Source organism: Prochlorococcus marinus XMU1419 (genome assembly GCF_017695955.1).
In the GTDB taxonomy this organism is placed as follows: Bacteria; Cyanobacteriota; Cyanobacteriia; order PCC-6307; family Cyanobiaceae; genus Prochlorococcus_A; species Prochlorococcus_A marinus_AD.
On sequence record NZ_JAAORO010000003.1, the window covers coordinates 451,782 to 469,155 of the forward strand.

Consider the following 17,374-nt stretch of genomic DNA (forward strand, 5'->3'; position numbering starts at 1 on the left):
ATAAGGACCCCCTAAGAGAAATTATAAAGGGAAACTTATAATTAACCAAAACATTTTTTTCTTCAATATTTACTAAATACATGTTCAGAGAACCTCCTAAAAACTCGAGAGAGAAAACTAAAAATCTCTTATTAACTCTACAAGACAAAATTTGTTCAGGACTTATAAACGTTGATGGAAAAGGTAAATTTATAGAAGAATCCTGGCTAAGAGAGGAAGGTGGTGGTGGAAGATCAAGAGTATTAAAAAATGGTTCCATTTTTGAGCAAGCAGGAGTAAATTTCTCTGAAGTACATGGAAAAGAATTACCTCAATCTATAATCTCTCAAAGGCCCGAAGCAAAAGGTCATGAATGGTTCGCTACGGGAACTTCTATGGTATTGCATCCTAAGAATCCTTATATTCCTACAGTTCATCTGAATTATCGATATTTCGAGGCTGGTCCTGTTTGGTGGTTTGGAGGAGGTGCAGACTTAACCCCTTTTTATCCTTATCTTTCTGATGTGCGAAATTTCCACAACGAGCATAAAAAAGCTTGTGAGAAAATTGATAAAGATTTGCATAAAGTTTTCAAACCATGGTGTGATGAATATTTCTTTTTGAAGCATAGAAATGAATCAAGAGGTATAGGAGGTATTTTTTATGATTATCAAGATGGTTCAGGGAAGATTTATAGAGGAAATAATAAAAATGGAGAGGCATCAAAAGCTTCACAAAATATCGGCAAATCTAATCTAAATTGGGAGAATTTATTTTCTTTAGCGAAAAACTGCGGGGACGCATTCCTACCCTCTTATCTACCAATTGTTGAAAACAGAGCTTCTCAAAAATATACTTCTCATGAAAGAGAATTCCAGCTATATCGAAGAGGTAGATATGTCGAATTCAATTTAGTTTGGGACAGAGGGACAATTTTTGGACTACAAACCAACGGCAGAACTGAATCTATATTAATGTCATTACCGCCTTTAGCCAGATGGGAATATGGCTATAAAGCTAAAAATGGTTCACGAGAGGAATTTCTCACATCAATTTTTACAAAACCCCAAGACTGGTTAAATGATAAAAAGTTAGAGAAATTCTGTATAGAGAATAATATCTTTGATTAAAAATTATCGAACAAATAAAAGTACCTTAAATAGGTGTTTTAAATAAAGAACCGTCACTTTTCAATTGGAGCTTTTCTCCAAGTTCATTTTCTAAAGAGATTAATTCATCTCTATGGGCCCTTAATCTCATTAAAGTTGAATCATTATCATTTTCATTTATCAACCTTAATTCAAACTTCTCCTCTCTTGCTGATTTTTTGAAATAAACAATGCCCGACAAAGGGCCACCAATTAATCCTAAAAGAATTGGCCACCAACCAAATTCAGGATATATTTGAATAATTACTAATCCCAAAGCACAAGAACCAAAACCGCCAAGAAAACCTAAAAAAATTGCTAAAAATTTACTAGAAACAACTTGTCCCTTAAATATTAAAATTCTTTTTTCAAAATCTCCTCCTGTTTGCTTCCATCCCCTCAAATTAAGCCATTCACATAAACCATTTAAAACCTTTATTGGTTTTTGAGAAGATGAAATCTCAACGACGGTTGTTCTATCTTTGCTTGAAGCCCTAAGAAAAAAAAATAATCCTATGAATAAAAGAATTGTCAGCAATAATGTTGAATTTAAGGAATAGGACATTAAATAAATATTTTTAGTAGCTTGAAAATAAAATTAAAGTTACATCATATTATAATTTTTCAGTTTTATTCTGTAAAATAAGCTCAGTTTTATGTAAATTCTTAATTAAGTAAATTCCTAAATAATATCTTAAAATCTTAAATTACTTTGATACTTATTAAATATGACTATTGAAAATATAAATATTGATTTTCTTTATAACGATTTAACAGCAGATTTATACAATCTTTATAAAAAATCATCCTACTTAGCTATAGACAGTGAAGCAATGGGTTTGATTCATGGAAGAGATAGACTTTGTTTAGTACAAATATGCAATGAATTCAAAAGAACATCCTGTATAAAAATCGAACTAAACACATCTTCTTCACCTCATTTAAAAGCACTTCTCGAAGATGAGAAAATTACAAAAATTTTTCACTATGCTAGGTTTGATGTAGCAGCGCTAAAATGCAATCTTGGAATAAATACAAAAAATATTTTCTGTACAAAAATTGCTAGTAAATTAGCCAGAACTTATACAAATAAACACGGTTTAAAAGATTTAATTAATGAATTGTTAGGCATAGAATTGGATAAAAGCTCACAAAGCAGTGATTGGGGTAGCAAGGAAGATTTAACAAAAGATCAATTATATTATGCAGCAAATGATGTTAGATATTTAATTGAAGCTATGCATAAATTAAAAGTTATCTTAGAAAGAGAGAATAGATATGAATTAGCTAAAAAATGTTTCGAAACAGTTCCTGTTCATGCTGATTTAGACATACTTAAATTCTCAAATATATTTGAACATTAAAAAATCAATCTTCAGTTAAAAAATTATCTTCACCATCAAGAGTTTCCATTAGCTTATCAAGTAATCTTGAAGAACTTAATTTATCTCCATCATTTTTTTCACAAATTTCTAATACTTTTTGCGCAACTTGTATTTTTTCTTGAATAGTTTTCGAGCCTTCTTTTGCAATTTGAATTTCTACTTTCTTCTTTGCAGAAGATAAGCTTATACTCATAATTTTTGCAATTTCTGCGCAAATTTTTAGATATTGCCGATCATTTATTGGATACATAAAAAAATTAATAATTAATACGCTAGTCCCATTTACTAAGATAACAAATGCAGGTTTATATAATCTACAATTTTCTTACTAGCGCCGGATTCTCCCATTCTCTTCTTTCCAATTTTTGCTTGTTCTAACCTATCAACTTTTTCTTTCAAAAGTAAACTTAAACGTCTTAAAAGGATTTTTTTATTCTTACAGACTAAAACACTACCTCCCAGTAATCTTGATTGCCTTTTTGCAAATGATTTTGTAAATTGTGGTCCAGATCCCGGTAGAGAAAGAGATGGAATTCCAAGGCCAGTAATTTGCTCTGTAGCAGTTCCTGCATTAGACAAGCCAACTTCTGCCATATTGGCCCATAAATTGAATTTTCCTTTTCCAATCAATATGTATTGACCTTCCCTTTTCCATACTGAATCTTCATCAATTAGAAATTTAACTTTACTCTGTTTTTTAAAACCATATTTATTTAAATAACTTTGAATTTTAATTACATTGGCATTAATGCTCAAAGGCAAAAGTATTACCAAATCCTTTGATAAATATAAATCTTGCAAACAACTTAGAAAATTATCAAGATTTTTAAAAGCCTCAGGGTATCTACTTCCAACTAATAAAATAATTCTATTAAAAGAAATAATCTTTGATAAATTCTCATTTTTTGTATTAACAAAATCCATCATCGGATTACCCAAATATTTTGCATCAATATTTTTTCTTTTCAAATTACTAGCCGTGATTTCGTCTCTCATAATTAAATTTTTACATCTTGGAGATGTCATTAAAAACATTTCCCATGGATCCCATTCAGAACCTTTTAACTTATGATAAAAATCGCTTAAATCCCAACCGGGGCCACTACTCCAAGTATGATCACTTTTGGGAGTTCCAATAAAACTAAATTCGCATTCTGAACTCCAGGCATAAAGTAATGGCAAGAAATCGCCTACTGCAACAATTTTGTAGTTATGTTTTGACTTTTGTTTTACAAGTAAAAAATTCCTTAAATTATCAATTAAAAATCCTGCAAACAAATCAAGCAAAAATCCCTTCAGACTTTGATTACTAAAACCTCCACTAGGTAGCTCTTTTAAATATCCTATTTTACGAAAATTCTTTGATTTAATTGAATTAAATACATCTCCATTCCCTACTAACGGTAAAACTTCAATACTTTTATTTTTTATTTTTTTTAGTAATCTTTTGATTATTTCCAATGCTATTACATCTTCTCCATGACCATTACATATAAATAATAGAGAATGAGACACCTTACTGTTAAGATCATAAAAAGATTCAATCGAATCTTTTTCGGCGGCATGGCCAAGTGGTAAGGCAGAGGATTGCAAATCCTTTATCCCCAGTTCGAATCTGGGTGCCGCCTTATTTAATTTTTTTACGCTCTTAATTATGAAGTTTTCGAAGAACTTCAATTTCAAATAAAGGGTATCAAGTTTCAATTACTTATTGATATAAAAAAATAATCTTTTTTATTATTGATAAATAATACCTTATATCCATTAATAAATAAAATTAAATGAAATTATTAATTATTTAATCAGATTATTTATATATAAATTTGAATTATTTTAGTAATCATTATCTGCTACACACATTCCTAAACATCTAACACCATTTGATGCAGTCCTTTTGCAATGATTACATAAAATGGGTTCTTTCTCTGAAGTAAGGTTAATTTTTGAATTATTTTTGTCCTTAAATCTTGTTAACTCTTGTGTTGAATCAAATAGAGTCATTCTTGGAATCATCACTTGAATCGATACTAACAACAAGTGAAGCATTTGTGTTGGAAGAGGGTATATCCATAATTTTTACAGTTTCTTTAGGCTCATTAATAACTTGATTTTCTTCAGAACTCTCATCAACTGCACAAGCTTCGAGAGCCTCCCGAAGTAGTGAATCAAAAGTTGCTCCAGGCAATCTATGTCTAGCAACCTCAAGAAAAGTTCTCGGTAACGATTCAGATGCAGCATCTCGTAAAGCAGGATTATTCTTTCTATGTTCTTGTTCTTCTTCTATTGATTTAATAAACCTCAGTGTGACATCTCTTTTGGTAGAGGCTTTTATCAGAGTATCATTTTCAGGATTACTAACACTAGGTTCATTTTCAAGATCATTCAGTCTTTTTTCCAAACTATTTAAAACTTCATTAGCTTCCTTACTAATATGAGCTAATTGACCATCGGACAAATTGGGTAAATCAGCGACAAAAACTTTCCCATGATCTCTTAGTGTCAAGAAAGTTGGTCTTGGGCCTTGAGCCTGCCTACCAAATGATTCAGAATTATTAGCTATTGGTCTTTTTGGAGGTGTAGGGCCAGCTGAACTCCTTCTACGTGTAATTCTTTGATTATTTGCAAAGGGCATTGAATAAAGGTTAAATCTTAATACTTAAACTTCCGATATAATTCGGCGGTAATCTTATTATATTACACCTAACTTTTTCATTTGGGTATAAAAAATAATTTTTTAAAACTCATTTAAAAAAGATAAAAAAATTCAAGTTAAAATTTCTGGCAAAAATTTACTAATTTTTGAATCATTTTTTCGCACTATCTTTCCAATTTCCCAACTATCTAAGTCATGATCTTTACAAATACTTAATACCGCATCCTTAAATTGATTATCAATAATTAGACAAAATCCAACTCCAAGATTGAAAGTATTCCAAAAATCTTTTTCAGGAATCGATCCTTTATCTTTCAGGAATTTAAATAAAATAGGTATTTCCCAAGAACTAGTATTGATATAAGGAATAAAATCAGGCGGAATACATCTCGGTAAATTTTCTGGGATTCCTCCTCCAGTAATATGCGACATTGCTTTAATTTCTACATTTTCAGATAACATTTGGTTAATTACATTATTGTAAATTTTTGTAGGTTTCAGTAACTCATCATAAAAATTTAAGTGAGAAACTTTTTCAAATTCTTTATCTATTTGATTATTTTTTTGAATAATTTTTCTTACTAAACTAAAGCCATTACTATGAACTCCATTACTTTTTAAAGCAATTATTAAGTCATTTTCAGATACTTTTTTACCATTAATAAGCTTATCCTCATCAACTATCCCAACACAAAATCCTGCAAGATCATACTTATTTTTTGAATAGAATCCAGGCATTTCAGCAGTTTCTCCGCCGAGTAATGAACAGTTATTTTCTCTGCAGCCATATGAAATTCCCTGAACAACCCTCAATAGTTGTTTCTTATCAAGTTTACCAGTAGCAATATAATCCAGAAAAAATAAAGGTTTTGCCCCACTTGTAATGATATCGTTCATGCACATAGCAACTAAATCTATACCAACTTCAAAGTGAAAGTCTTTACTTTGGGCTAATTCTAATTTTGTTCCAACACCATCAGTTCCTGAAACAAGAACTGGTTTTTTAAAACTATCGATAGGAATTCTAAACAAACCTCCGAAACCACCAATACCCTCAATCACATTAGATGTATGAGTTCCTTCAACTGCCTGTTTAATTTCGGAAACAAATTCTCGCCCAGCTTCTATATCAACACCTGATGTTTTGTAATCCATAAAATAAAAATGATAGACTTTCCCTATATAGATATTCCTCCTAAGATTGCTTTTGTCCAGTAATTATTTATCAAATAGATTTATTTTTTAAAAACAAAGTGAAGAAAGTAATCATAAGGAAAACTGAAGATATAGAAAATTGGAGGAGAAATTTAAATAGTGAAATTAACTTTATTCCAACAATGGGTAATCTTCATAATGGACATATAAAACTAATATCAACAGCAAAAAATGACAATTCTAATGTTAATTTAGTAAGTATTTTTATTAATCCACTTCAATTTGATAACAAGTTAGATTTAGAGAATTACCCTAAAACAATTGAAAATGATATAAAAATCTCCTTTTCAAATGGCGCAGATGCCATTTTTATCCCAAGTAATGAAGATATATATCCGCAGGATGATAAAAATATTAAATTCCTAAAAGCTCCAATAGAATTAACTTCTGCATTATGTGGATTAAATCGAATTGGACATTTTGATGGAGTTTGTACAGTAGTTTATAGATTTCTTAATCTCATCAAGCCAAAAAATCTTTACTTAGGAGAAAAAGATTGGCAACAACTTTTAATTTTAAAAAATCTTGTCCTAAGCAAAAAATTAAATGTTGCTATTAGATCTATTCCTACACAAAGAGATTTTGATGGAATTCCTTTCAGTTCACGTAATGTACATTTATCAAAAAGCGAAAGAAAATTGATTCAGTTTTTTTCAAGTGAATTATTAGAAGCCAAAAAAATTTTTCAACAAGAAAAAAAGATCAATTTAAACAAAATAATTAAAAAGCTATCAGCAAAAAAAATTTCAATTGAATATTTAGAACATTTACACCCTTATACACTCCAAAAAGCAAGACTTGAGGATAACATTTCGTTACTGGCTGGTGCGATAAAATGTGGAGAGACAAGATTAATTGATCACGTTTTTCTTATGAAAAGAAGGCCGATTATCGCAATTGATGGTCCTGCAGGGTCAGGTAAAAGTACTGTAACAAAGTTAATAGCGAAGAAACTTAATCTTTTATATTTAGATACTGGAGCAATGTATAGGGCATTGAGTTGGCTTATGCTAAAGGAAAATATTGATTATAAAAAAGAAATAAAATTACAGAATATTCTTAAAGATATATCTATTGTTTTCAAGTCGAATACAAATTCACATCAGGATGTTTATGTAAATAACTACTGTGTTACTGAAGAAATTAGATCGCAAAAGATAAGTTCCATCGTTTCAAAAATTTCCTCAATAAAAGAAGTAAGAAAATTCTTAGTAGAAGAACAAAGAAAAATTGGAGAATCAGGCGGACTTGTAGCTGAGGGAAGAGATATAGGAACTACTGTTTTTCCTCATGCAGAACTTAAAATATTTTTAACTGCTAGCATCGATGAAAGAGCGAAAAGAAGAAAATCTGATAAAAATAGTAAAGACTCCCAAGAAATAGACCTCCATACATTAAAAGAACTTATAAAGAAAAGAGATTTTGAAGATTCAAATAGGGAAATTTCACCTCTAATAAAAGCGAATAACGCAATAGAAATTATTACGGATGGATATTCAATTAATGAGGTGGTAGATAAAATTATTGATCTTTATAATGACAAGATTCCTAAAGAGACTGAGATCAAATAAATTCAAGAAATACTTTCTAAAAAACCATTTACAGAGTCTTCTAAAATATCAAGGACATAATCAAAGCCCTCATCACCTCCAAAATATGGGTCAGGAACTTCTTGCTCATTAAAAACTGATCTAAAATCTTGTATTTTTTTTATTGATGCAAAATCAGTTGAATCTGTTCTATTTTTTAGATCTTGAATATTTCTAAAATTTGAGTCGTCCATCGCAAGAATATAGTTAAATTTTTCAAAATCTTTGATAGTAATTTGACGAGCCCTGCTTAAGATATTAATATCTCTTCTTTCTGCCGCAATTCTCATCCTAGAGTCAGCTTTTTTTCCAATATGCCAACTCCCAGTTCCTGCAGAATCGACAATAAAGCCATCTGTTAATCCCTTACTTTCAATTAGACTTATAAAGATAGCTTCTGCTGCAGGAGACCTACAAATATTTCCCAAACATACAAAAAGAACAGAAATTTTTTTCATATGATTTCAAATTTCAATAAATTATAAGACTTTTAAGTAGTAAATAATACTTCTTCTATTAAAGATTCAGTAAATTCTTTACCAAACAAACTCGATAACATTGGCCTTGCTGGATCGTTATCTCTTCTATATTTCAAATAATTATTTTGACCATTTATTAATTCTTGTTGTAGTTCTATATTGGCTTCTTTGCTTTCGAAAAGAATTTCCAAATACAAATCAAAATATTCCTTAAATGAGTTATAAAGCTGATTGTCAATTAAAAAATCACTTCTTTCTTCTTTTGGTAATTTTGACCAGATTACTCCTGGAGAAAAAAAACTAGCTACATCTGCAGACATTTTTTTAGCTAATGGAAGTGATAAATGACAATTATTTTTGAGTTTTATAAGTTTTTCTAATAACTCATCATTGTATTGATTTTGTATTTTTAATGAAGGCTGAAAATCTAATACTAATAAATGACTATTAGGAAGAGAAACAAAATCTACTCCAAAAAATGGAACATTATAAATAGTTTTAGGAATAATTAAAAAATTTAAAACAGAATAATTTGGACTATTTATGCACACTGCTCTTGCGAATTGAATTCTTTTTTTATGCGTTACACCCCAAGTAGAGAGATTCACATTTTTTTTTGATTTTTTTGAACCATAAGTTGATTCTTTATAACAATATTCCGAGGGAATTTTTTTTTCTAAACAGTTATGCTTACATAAATTATTAGTTAAATATTTTAGAAAATTATGCCATCTCCAATCTGGCCTGTAAAAAATAGAATCCTTTATTAACATTCAGTGAATAATCTCATTGTTTAATGTAAAAAGAAATTTATTAATAAATTTTTTTGTCCATTTTTCTCCAAAAAAAGATTTAAACAATTTATCTGCAGGGTCTTTTTCAAAACTGTACTTATCATATTTAATTTGATTAATCTTTATTTCTTCTGCATTTAAAAATTGATTAACAGGATTCGATTTATAAATGTTTAAATAGTTCTTTACAAATGAATGGAAAATATTATTTAAATCTTTATCAAGATTTAATTTACTTCCTCTACATATAATCACCCACGGGGAAAAATACTTTTTTGAATCATATATCTTCTTCATTTTATTATTATCAAATGCAGAATATTTTTTCTTAATACTACCTAAACTTGAACAATATTTTTCAAGATATTTGCCTTCTTGAATTAAAGGTTGATAATCAAGTATTGCTAATAACTTTTGAGAAGTTCCAAACCATAAAATATCAGCTCCTAAAATAGGCATTTCACTATCAAAATTTGGATATGCGACCGTATTAAACACTTGCAGTTTTTTACCTCCATCTAATCTTGTTATTCGCCACTTTCTATATTCTGGAGATGAATAAAGCCAATTTTTAATAATATATTTTGAGTCTTCATTATGATGTTCTTTAAATTCGCTAGATATTTCTAATTCATGACCACTTAATTCATCAATATTGGTTTTAAGGAAATCAACTAATGAATCAAACATAAATTACATGGTCTCTGTGCTTCCTTTTCTTACTTTTTTTGTAATGTAATTAAATACAATCTTGCCTAAAACAGCAATCAAGTTACCTTCAAGCTCCTTAAACATTTTCATATTGTAATTAAAAGCTTGATTAGCTTCATCAATAATTTGATCAGCAGTCTTTTGATTTATTGGAAGTTGATTCAAAGTAAGGGAATATTCTTCCTTGAATTTCTTTTCATCAGCAATTAATTCAAACTCATAAAAATTTAAACCATCATTTCCCTGCAAATTTAATGCTTTTTTAGCGATCGTTTTCAAAATTTGCCCTCCAGATAAATCTCCTATATAGCGAGTATAGTGGTGACCAACCAATAGCTCTGGTGTATTTTTTGCGACCTCTCTGATTCTGTCAACATATTCTTTTGCTGAGTGAGAAATATTAATTTCATTCTTCCAGTTTTCACCAAAATAAAATTTAAGATCTTTTACAAGAGTTTCTTTTCTGAATAATGATTTAAAACCTATAGGTTTTATTATGGGATGTTCCTCATTGACCAGTCTTTCAATTTCTTCTTCCATAGCTTCATAAACAAAATATAAATCACTAATTAATTTTCTATAAGATTTTTTTTCAACAACTCCTTTTAAAAAACAAGCCACAAAGCCGGTATTTTCTGCCATAGTATGGGATTTTTTTGTCCCTTCTCTTAATTGTCCTGCAAGAGCGACTGCCATATTTTTTGAATTTTTTTTGTAAGTGTATTTAATCTACAAGGAAAATACATAAAACAGCTAATTTTTGTTACCAGCGGATGTTGTAGAGAATAGCTTATAAAGTTCTTTACAAACCAAAAAAAGGTTATCTTTTTGTTCCTTTTGCGGGAGATGAGTGCCAGTCATTTCCCAATCACCGATGGTAGCCACTCTCCATCTTTCGGAGGGAACAATCATACCTCGCATTATTATTCCCAACAATTTCGGGACTCTATCATTATTATCGTTTTCAATTCTTAGTTGTAAGAGTATTGCTCTACATTCAATAAGAGGGCTCCAACCAGGGAAATGAAACGCAAAATCAATACTGTCTTGCATGAATTCTTTATTTGAATTATCCCAAGGGCTAAAATTTACACTTGCATCTGGAAAATATTTCCGAAACAAAGCTGCAGTAGAAGCAATTTTATTAGCTATTTCAACATTACTTACATTTGAACTTGCATTCATAAGTAGCTGAGTATTTTTTTGAAAATGACATAATTTGCTTTAACTTGCTTATTAACTACTTTTTCTTTTAATAAAGATGTTGAAATGCTGATCAATAAAGTATTCTCTATTCACATTTGAATAATAAATTTCTAGGTTTTAAAGAAAAGAACTCATCGCAAATTAAAATACGGGGAACTTCAAGGAGTTATCTTTTATTAATTCAATGCTATGCCAAAATTTGAAAAATTAACTTTACCTAATGAAGGCGAGATAATAACATTTAATAAAGGCAAACCAAATGTTCCGAATAATCCAATTGTCCCATTTATTAGGGGTGATGGGACTGGAGTTGATATTTGGCCTGCCACTCAAATCGTTCTCGATTCAGCGATTAAAAAAAGCTATGGGGATGAAAGAAAAATTAATTGGTTTAAAGTCTATGCAGGCGATGAAGCTTGTGAACTTTATGGAACATATAATTATCTCCCTCAAGATACTATTGAAGCAATTAAACACTATGGTGTAGCCATCAAAGGTCCTTTAACGACACCCATCGGTGGAGGTATTAGATCTCTTAATGTTGCATTAAGACAAATCTTTGATTTATATAGCTGTGTTAGACCATGCAAATATTATTCAGGAACTCCAAGCCCTCACAAAAATCCCCAAAATTTAGACGTTATTGTTTATCGAGAAAATACTGAGGATATCTACATGGGAATTGAATGGGCAGCGGAGGATAATGATTGTCTTGAATTAATTAATCACTTAAATAACGTTGTCATACCAAAAAGTAAAAATTTAAAAAATAGATCCATACCAAACGGATCAGGTATTGGAATAAAACCGGTGAGTAAATCTGGTAGCCAAAGGCATATTAAAAAAGCTATTGAGCATGCTAAAAGATTATCAGGAGATAAAAGGCATGTAACTCTTGTACATAAAGGCAATATTATGAAATATACAGAAGGTGCATTTAGGGATTGGGGATATGAATTAGCAGTAAATGAATTTAGAGAAGATTGCATTACAGAAAGAGAAAGCTGGATTTTAGATAATATTCAGAAAAATCCAGAAATTACAATTGAAAATAATGCTCGAAAAATTGAACCAGGGTTTGACAAGCTTACAAATAACAAAAAAGCATTCATCTGCGAAGAAATTAAAGAAGTTATTGCATCAATATCAAATTCTCACGGAGATGGAAAATGGAAAGAACTTATTCTTGTTGATGATCGTATAGCTGATAGTATATTTCAACAAATTCAAACCAGACCTCAAGAATATTCAATTCTTGCAACATTAAACCTTAATGGAGACTATGTTTCTGATGCAGCTGCAGCAATTGTTGGAGGCCTAGGTATGGCTCCCGGTGCAAATATTGGAGATAATGCAGCAATTTTCGAAGCTACGCACGGTACCGCTCCAAAACATGCAGGCTTAAATAAGATTAATCCAGGTTCAGTAATTCTCAGTGGTGTAATGATGCTTGAATATTTTGGTTGGGATGAAGCAGCTAACTTAATTACTAGTGGTTTAAGTAAGGCAATTGAGCAAAAAAAAGTCACCTATGATCTAGCACGCTTAATGGAACCAAAAGTAGAACCCTTATCCTGCAGCAGTTTTGCTGAAGAAATTATTTCAAATTTCTAATTTTAAAAATTATTTTTATTTTCAAAAACCTTCCAAATATTAACCAGTGAATCTTTAGTGCCAATGTTTCCAGGATGGGTAACAATAGGAAGTTTTTCGCCATTTTTTAGGTTGTAAGTCACCACTGAAATACCTGAAAAAATCTGTCCTTCAAGATGAACATAATCTGCATTAAGTCCATTACTAAGAATCAAATTAGTTGTTATTCCACCTTTTGAAATCAAATATCCTATTTCATACTTTAAATCTGCGACTAATTCAGCAATAAAACAAGCAACCAAATTATAAAAACTAAATAGTTTAGAAGAATCTAAAGACATAAATTTTCTTGAAGTAAACAAAACAGGAGTTTTTCCTTTTTCAAAAGAATATCTAATTTCTTTCAAAAATTTATTTTTAAGTAAATTCCTTCGCTTCTGATTATTATCTGATGAAGAAATTCTAAAAAATTCAAAAACATCTAATTCAACTGGATTGCAATTACTTATCTCTAATAAATTATTCAATTGTATTGTTGAAAGTTCTACATAAGATCCAACAATTATCAGTCCTGGAAGAAAACTATTTGCTTTATTTCTTATTCTTAAACTAGAGAAAAATATTTCACTCTGAGGAACACTTTTTTTATCAGAAATTGAACTTATAAAACTTGCTGCAGTTCGAAAAAGGAACTTTTTGTGTTTAATTAATTTTTTAATTACTAAAGAAAATTTTCTTAGTTGAGAATAATTTTCTACATCTACAATTACATGTTTATTATTCTTCAACTTCTTTAATTTTTGAAAAACAATATTATTTTCATCATCATTTAGCATTTCGATATCTGACAATAAAAGATTTTGAATATCTTCGAAATTTATTTGAGATTTACTCTGCTGAAATAAAAGATTCTTGACATTACTTGTCTCATATCCAAAAATTTTATCTGTTGCAAAAATTGTTTGACTTATAGGGACTTTATCAACAAAATGAGATCCATTAATTGTTAATCTTTTACCCTCTATGAAAGCTGGAATATGAAAAGTAGCATCAAAAGGACCTAAGTAACTATTTAGAGAACTTGGCTCTAAAAAGTTATGTCCTCGAAGAGTAGAGTCTCCTCTACTTATAAAAATAATTTCTTCTTCATAGGCTTGGGAAGTAATAACAGTCTTAAGATTTTTGCAAATTTTCTCTATTGTTAATTTCGCATCATTTTCCGATAGTGACCTTGTATTAGCCAAAATGAAAAATAAATTTGATTTAGATTCAAAACCTTTGACTAAAGTTGAGCAGTCCCACTTAAGCAGTAATAAGCAATCCTGAACAGTTTGAGAGCCTGTTGGATCATCATCTATAACGACAAATTTCATAAGTATTGTATATTTACTTCAAAGATTTTATTTGTATTGAGGCATTAAACCTTTTACAATCATTTGAAGGAATCATAATGTTTCTAAATCCATCAACAAAAGAATTTCGAGGACTAGTCCAAGGTTCGAGACATATCATTTTTCTTGGAGGATCACTCCAAATAACACCTAAATCAAAAGGATATGGATGATTTAAAGTTACCTCTCTTTTAAAAATTTTATCTCGAAAAGAGCTTCTACCGGAAGTATACATAAGCAGATCAACTCCTAAATTAATTTTGTTTAATTCATCCAAAGTATTACTTATAGTATTTCTCTCTTGATCCTGACAATTAAGTGGATAATCTATAAAATCTAAATTTTTGAAATCTGAAACATTAAAATAAGGATGCAAACCAAAATTTACAGGCATAGCTAAGTCTGTTTTGTTTTGGATTGTAATTTTAAATTCTAAAAAGTTAATCTTTAAGTTAACTTCTATTCTTAGTTCGAAATCGAAAGGATAATATTTTTTAGTTTTTTCAGATGCATTTAAGAATAAGCATAAAAAATTTTCATTTTCATTGAAGGAGTATTGCCATTGCAAATCTCTAGCGAAACCATGCTGTGGTAATTGCAAATAACCATTTCCAAATACTGAACTTGAGTTCTTGAGATTTCCACATATTGGAAACAAGATTGGAATACCTCCCCTAATACTTTTTGTCTTGTCCATAAATCTTTTTTCATCGAAATAAAGTATTTCATTACCATCGGAAACCCAATTTGTTATGACTCCTCCTCTTTCAGGACAAAATTTAATGTAGTTATTTTTATCTAATTGAAATACAAAAATCCCTTGGTCTTTATTGGATAATACAAGTTTCACAGTTGTTACTTAAAGAGAATCAACCCAATCCAATATATGCTGATTAACTAATTCTGGTATCTCATCATGAGGACAATGTCCTGCATCAAGAATAATTTCTTTTGTATTCTTTGGTGTAAATTTTTTATATAGATTTCTTTTTTTTGGAGTGTTCATCCATGGATCTTTCCCTCCCCAAAGAAGTAATAATGGTGCATTTAGCTTTGCGAATAACTTATCCAACGGCAATCCCTGAGGACCTGATGGGTTAAATACACTTCTAAAAACATTAAAAGCTCCGAAATCTAGCGAAGGCTTCCTTATAGACTCAACTAAAAAGTCATCAACATTTTTTTTATCAACATAAACTTGATTCAAAGTTTTTTTTATATTTTTTGGATTTCTCATATTCTCAAAAATCAAACGTTGAAGAACAATATTTTTCAAAAATATACCAGCAATTGTTTCAATTGAAGTCTGCAACATATTCTTTTTAATAGTTTTTTCTTCACTAAAATATCCAGCAGCATTAAGTAATATCACTCCTGCGTTTAGCTCATTTAATTCTGCTCCAGCTGCTAATGCTGCATAACCACCTAATGAATTTCCAACAACAATTGTAGGTTTTTTTATTTTCTCTTTTACATAAGCGACAACCTGATCTTTCCATAAAGATCCTGAGTATTCGACGTCTTGAGGCTTAGGACTTTTTCCAAAACCTAGTAAATCCATAGCATGGACTTCGTATTTTGTACTCAAAACAGGGATATTAAATCTCCAATGCTCCGTAGAAGCACCAAAACCATGAATTAATAAAATTGCGTAATCTTTTGATGTTTGTTCAGGATTAGCTGAAACAGTATGTATTGGGTAATTTAAAAAATTCCAGTCATAATTCACATCACTATTTATCAGAGCTGATTTTTCCATTTATTAAAAATCTTTTTGTTATTTGATTCTAATAAACTTATTTCCTAAAGAAGACCCACAGGATCAGCTGCAACATCATCTGAAATTTTATTGCCATCGTTAGGGGGCTTATCTTTTAAAACAATTCTCAAGAGAACAGGTGCAAGAAATGTAGTTCCAATAACCATTAACAAAATAGCTGCTTCAAGAGAAGGAGTTAACAACTTAGCGCTTGTTCCTAATCCTAGAAAAATTAAACCAACCTCTCCTCTAGGCATCATACCCAAACCTACAACTAATCTATTTGTAGGTTTATCACTTGAAAATACCCATCCTGCTGCAATTTTTCCAATAATTGCTACAACTAATAAAAATCCTGCGACTACCAGAGCTGATCTACTTGTTGGATCAAGTGGATTGATAACTGATAAATCCATTCCAGCTCCCACTAATACGAAGAAAATTGTTGCGAATAGGGATACTAAAGGTAAAACAGATTGTTGAATTGCGTGATTATTTTTAGAACTACTAAGAATTAATCCAGCTGCAAAAGCACCTAAAGCTGCTTCCAATCCAATTGCTGTTGCTACAAAACAACACAAAACTAGTATCACAAAAGAGGCTACTACTACGGCTCCTGGGGCCTTTAATCTATCTAATAACCAATCAAAACCTGGGGCTGCTGTTCTACTTAATGCGATAGCAGCAATAACAAATACTACAGCTGCAGCAACTAATTTGACGATAGGAGCAATTTCTAAGGAACCTCCTGCAGCAAGGGCGACTACAACAGCAAGAATCACAATACCCAAAATATCATCCAAAACAGCCGCTCCAATAACAATCTGTCCTTCTCTAGTTTTTAAATATCCCAACTCACCAAATACACTTGCAGTAATTCCTATACTTGTTGCCGTCATAGATGCTCCAGCAAAAACTGCTGGAATTAGATCTACTTGGAAAATAAACATTAATCCAAGAGTTCCAAAGGCAAACGGTAAAATTACACCAGCCATAGCAACTGTGAAAGCCTGAGCTCCCACGGCTACTAATTCCTCTAACTCACTTTCTAATCCAGTTAAAAATAAAAGAGCATATAACCCGAGAGTTGCTACTGCTTGGAGAGATGGAAAACTTTCAAAATAAACATCAGGTACAGCTTCTGGGGGGATTGACGCTAATGAACTAATAACATTGACAAGTCCTTCATTTAATTCAGTTCCAGCTGAGGGCGGTATCAATAAATGGAATCCTGATGCTCCTATTACAACCCCTGCAAGAAGCTCACCTACAATAGTTGGTAAACTTAGTCTTACTAATACTTCTGCTAATGCTCTTGCTGCTAAAAAGATCATTAGAAATCTTATAACTCCTATCAACGTTTCAGCAACTTCTAAATCATGTGCACTTAATTCAGCAAGTAAAGAGTACATTTAAGTGTAAAAATAAACTATCTTATTGGAAGATAGTTTATTGAGGGCCCACTTTAAGAA

19 protein-coding genes and 1 tRNA gene are annotated in these 17,374 nt (G+C 30.5%); 5 read left to right on the plus strand and 15 right to left on the minus strand.

What is annotated here, in order from left to right; all coding sequences use genetic code 11:
• Positions 1-80 precede the first annotated feature (80 nt).
• Positions 81-1,109, plus strand: coding sequence for an oxygen-dependent coproporphyrinogen oxidase (hemF, locus tag HA151_RS08590; protein WP_209107026.1), 1,029 nt, complete (start codon positions 81-83; stop codon positions 1,107-1,109).
• 25 nt (positions 1,110-1,134) lie between these two features.
• Here hemF and HA151_RS08595 read toward each other — a convergent pair whose 3' ends face one another.
• A complete protein-coding gene (locus HA151_RS08595) occupies positions 1,135-1,692 on the minus strand; it encodes a cofactor assembly of complex C subunit B (protein ID WP_209107027.1) in 558 nt (185 codons plus the stop codon).
• A gap of 163 nt (positions 1,693-1,855) precedes the next feature.
• Between HA151_RS08595 and HA151_RS08600 the strand changes: the two genes are divergently transcribed.
• Entirely contained in the window at positions 1,856-2,491 is a 636-nt protein-coding gene (locus HA151_RS08600) for a ribonuclease D (protein WP_209107028.1), read from the plus strand.
• Positions 2,492-2,495: 4 nt separating this feature from the next.
• On the opposite strand, the gene HA151_RS08605 is transcribed toward HA151_RS08600, so the two are convergent.
• Both HA151_RS08605 and HA151_RS08610 read right to left on the minus strand, forming a co-directional pair.
• On the minus strand, positions 2,496-2,762 hold the full coding sequence (locus HA151_RS08605; protein ID WP_209107029.1) for a hypothetical protein: 267 nt from the start codon (positions 2,760-2,762) through the stop codon (positions 2,496-2,498).
• A 35-nt stretch (positions 2,763-2,797) separates the two neighbouring features.
• A complete protein-coding gene (locus HA151_RS08610; protein ID WP_348535627.1) occupies positions 2,798-4,027 on the minus strand; it encodes a lipid-A-disaccharide synthase-related protein in 1,230 nt (409 codons plus the stop codon).
• Between the two features lie 42 nt (positions 4,028-4,069).
• Between HA151_RS08610 and HA151_RS08615 the strand changes: the two genes are divergently transcribed.
• Positions 4,070-4,140, plus strand: a tRNA-Cys gene (locus HA151_RS08615).
• 205 nt (positions 4,141-4,345) lie between these two features.
• Here the strand turns inward: HA151_RS08615 and HA151_RS08620 are convergent.
• The 3 genes from HA151_RS08620 to purM all read right to left on the minus strand — a co-directional run bounded on the left by HA151_RS08620 (position 4,346) and on the right by purM (position 6,320).
• On the minus strand, positions 4,346-4,513 hold the full coding sequence (locus tag HA151_RS08620; protein ID WP_209107030.1) for a hypothetical protein: 168 nt from the start codon (positions 4,511-4,513) through the stop codon (positions 4,346-4,348).
• Positions 4,500-5,144, minus strand: a complete 645-nt coding sequence (locus tag HA151_RS08625; RefSeq protein WP_209107031.1) for a histidine phosphotransferase — start codon at positions 5,142-5,144, stop codon at positions 4,500-4,502. The genes HA151_RS08620 and HA151_RS08625 overlap by 14 nt, the downstream gene beginning before the upstream one ends.
• Before the next feature lie 132 nt (positions 5,145-5,276).
• Complete coding sequence (gene purM / locus HA151_RS08630) at positions 5,277-6,320, minus strand: phosphoribosylformylglycinamidine cyclo-ligase (RefSeq protein WP_209107032.1); 1,044 nt, start codon at positions 6,318-6,320, stop codon at positions 5,277-5,279.
• 98 nt (positions 6,321-6,418) lie between these two features.
• Between purM and HA151_RS08635 the strand changes: the two genes are divergently transcribed.
• Positions 6,419-7,951, plus strand: a complete 1,533-nt coding sequence (locus HA151_RS08635) for a bifunctional pantoate--beta-alanine ligase/(d)CMP kinase (protein ID WP_209107033.1) — start codon at positions 6,419-6,421, stop codon at positions 7,949-7,951.
• A gap of 2 nt (positions 7,952-7,953) precedes the next feature.
• Here the strand turns inward: HA151_RS08635 and HA151_RS08640 are convergent, their stop codons facing one another.
• From HA151_RS08640 to HA151_RS08660, 5 genes are read right to left on the minus strand one after another with little or no spacing between them, the layout of a single operon-like run.
• Positions 7,954-8,427, minus strand: coding sequence for a low molecular weight protein-tyrosine-phosphatase (locus tag HA151_RS08640; protein ID WP_209107034.1), 474 nt, complete (start codon positions 8,425-8,427; stop codon positions 7,954-7,956).
• Positions 8,428-8,459: 32 nt separating this feature from the next.
• Positions 8,460-9,221 carry a phycoerythrobilin:ferredoxin oxidoreductase gene (locus HA151_RS08645; protein ID WP_209107035.1) on the minus strand — a complete coding sequence of 254 codons (762 nt, stop codon included), beginning with the start codon at positions 9,219-9,221 and terminating at the stop codon, positions 8,460-8,462.
• Complete coding sequence (locus HA151_RS08650; RefSeq protein ID WP_209107036.1) at positions 9,222-9,932, minus strand: 15,16-dihydrobiliverdin:ferredoxin oxidoreductase; 711 nt, start codon at positions 9,930-9,932, stop codon at positions 9,222-9,224.
• A gap of 3 nt (positions 9,933-9,935) precedes the next feature.
• Positions 9,936-10,649, minus strand: coding sequence for a heme oxygenase (biliverdin-producing) (locus tag HA151_RS08655; RefSeq protein ID WP_209107037.1), 714 nt, complete (start codon positions 10,647-10,649; stop codon positions 9,936-9,938).
• A gap of 57 nt (positions 10,650-10,706) precedes the next feature.
• Complete coding sequence (locus HA151_RS08660; protein ID WP_209107038.1) at positions 10,707-11,138, minus strand: hypothetical protein; 432 nt, start codon at positions 11,136-11,138, stop codon at positions 10,707-10,709.
• A 210-nt stretch (positions 11,139-11,348) separates the two neighbouring features.
• Between HA151_RS08660 and HA151_RS08665 the strand changes: the two genes are divergently transcribed.
• Positions 11,349-12,773 (plus strand): NADP-dependent isocitrate dehydrogenase, encoded by a 1,425-nt coding sequence (locus HA151_RS08665; protein WP_209107039.1) that lies wholly within the window; start codon positions 11,349-11,351, stop codon positions 12,771-12,773.
• A 2-nt stretch (positions 12,774-12,775) separates the two neighbouring features.
• Here the strand turns inward: HA151_RS08665 and HA151_RS08670 are convergent, their stop codons facing one another.
• The 4 genes from HA151_RS08670 to HA151_RS08685 are packed head-to-tail and all read right to left on the minus strand — an operon-like array spanning position 12,776 to position 17,314.
• Entirely contained in the window at positions 12,776-14,125 is a 1,350-nt protein-coding gene (locus tag HA151_RS08670) for a four-carbon acid sugar kinase family protein (RefSeq protein WP_209107040.1), read from the minus strand.
• Between the two features lie 13 nt (positions 14,126-14,138).
• The gene (locus tag HA151_RS08675) at positions 14,139-14,993 is read right to left on the minus strand and encodes a galactose mutarotase (protein ID WP_209107041.1); all 855 of its coding nucleotides are present in this window, start codon (positions 14,991-14,993) and stop codon (positions 14,139-14,141) included.
• Between the two features lie 9 nt (positions 14,994-15,002).
• Positions 15,003-15,902, minus strand: a complete 900-nt coding sequence (locus HA151_RS08680; RefSeq protein ID WP_209107042.1) for an alpha/beta fold hydrolase — start codon at positions 15,900-15,902, stop codon at positions 15,003-15,005.
• A gap of 44 nt (positions 15,903-15,946) precedes the next feature.
• On the minus strand, positions 15,947-17,314 hold the full coding sequence (locus HA151_RS08685; protein WP_025893630.1) for a cation:proton antiporter: 1,368 nt from the start codon (positions 17,312-17,314) through the stop codon (positions 15,947-15,949).
• Positions 17,315-17,374: the final 60 nt, after the last annotated feature.

Bases quoted from the DNA above. Each gene is read 5' to 3' on its own strand.
- hemF (WP_209107026.1), top strand. From the start codon at position 81: ATGTTCAGAGAACCTCCTAAAAACTCGAGAGAGAAAACTAAAAATCTC.
- HA151_RS08595 (WP_209107027.1), bottom strand. From the start codon at position 1,692: ATGTCCTATTCCTTAAATTCAACATTATTGCTGACAATTCTTTTATTC.
- HA151_RS08600 (WP_209107028.1), top strand. From the start codon at position 1,856: ATGACTATTGAAAATATAAATATTGATTTTCTTTATAACGATTTAACA.
- HA151_RS08605 (WP_209107029.1), bottom strand. From the start codon at position 2,762: ATGTATCCAATAAATGATCGGCAATATCTAAAAATTTGCGCAGAAATT.
- HA151_RS08620 (WP_209107030.1), bottom strand. From the start codon at position 4,513: ATGACTCTATTTGATTCAACACAAGAGTTAACAAGATTTAAGGACAAA.
- HA151_RS08625 (WP_209107031.1), bottom strand. From the start codon at position 5,144: ATGCCCTTTGCAAATAATCAAAGAATTACACGTAGAAGGAGTTCAGCT.
- purM (WP_209107032.1), bottom strand. From the start codon at position 6,320: ATGGATTACAAAACATCAGGTGTTGATATAGAAGCTGGGCGAGAATTT.
- HA151_RS08640 (WP_209107034.1), bottom strand. From the start codon at position 8,427: ATGAAAAAAATTTCTGTTCTTTTTGTATGTTTGGGAAATATTTGTAGG.
- HA151_RS08645 (WP_209107035.1), bottom strand. From the start codon at position 9,221: ATGTTAATAAAGGATTCTATTTTTTACAGGCCAGATTGGAGATGGCAT.
- HA151_RS08650 (WP_209107036.1), bottom strand. From the start codon at position 9,932: ATGTTTGATTCATTAGTTGATTTCCTTAAAACCAATATTGATGAATTA.
- HA151_RS08655 (WP_209107037.1), bottom strand. From the start codon at position 10,649: ATGGCAGTCGCTCTTGCAGGACAATTAAGAGAAGGGACAAAAAAATCC.
- HA151_RS08660 (WP_209107038.1), bottom strand. From the start codon at position 11,138: ATGAATGCAAGTTCAAATGTAAGTAATGTTGAAATAGCTAATAAAATT.
- HA151_RS08665 (WP_209107039.1), top strand. From the start codon at position 11,349: ATGCCAAAATTTGAAAAATTAACTTTACCTAATGAAGGCGAGATAATA.
- HA151_RS08670 (WP_209107040.1), bottom strand. From the start codon at position 14,125: ATGAAATTTGTCGTTATAGATGATGATCCAACAGGCTCTCAAACTGTT.
- HA151_RS08680 (WP_209107042.1), bottom strand. From the start codon at position 15,902: ATGGAAAAATCAGCTCTGATAAATAGTGATGTGAATTATGACTGGAAT.
- HA151_RS08685 (WP_025893630.1), bottom strand. From the start codon at position 17,314: ATGTACTCTTTACTTGCTGAATTAAGTGCACATGATTTAGAAGTTGCT.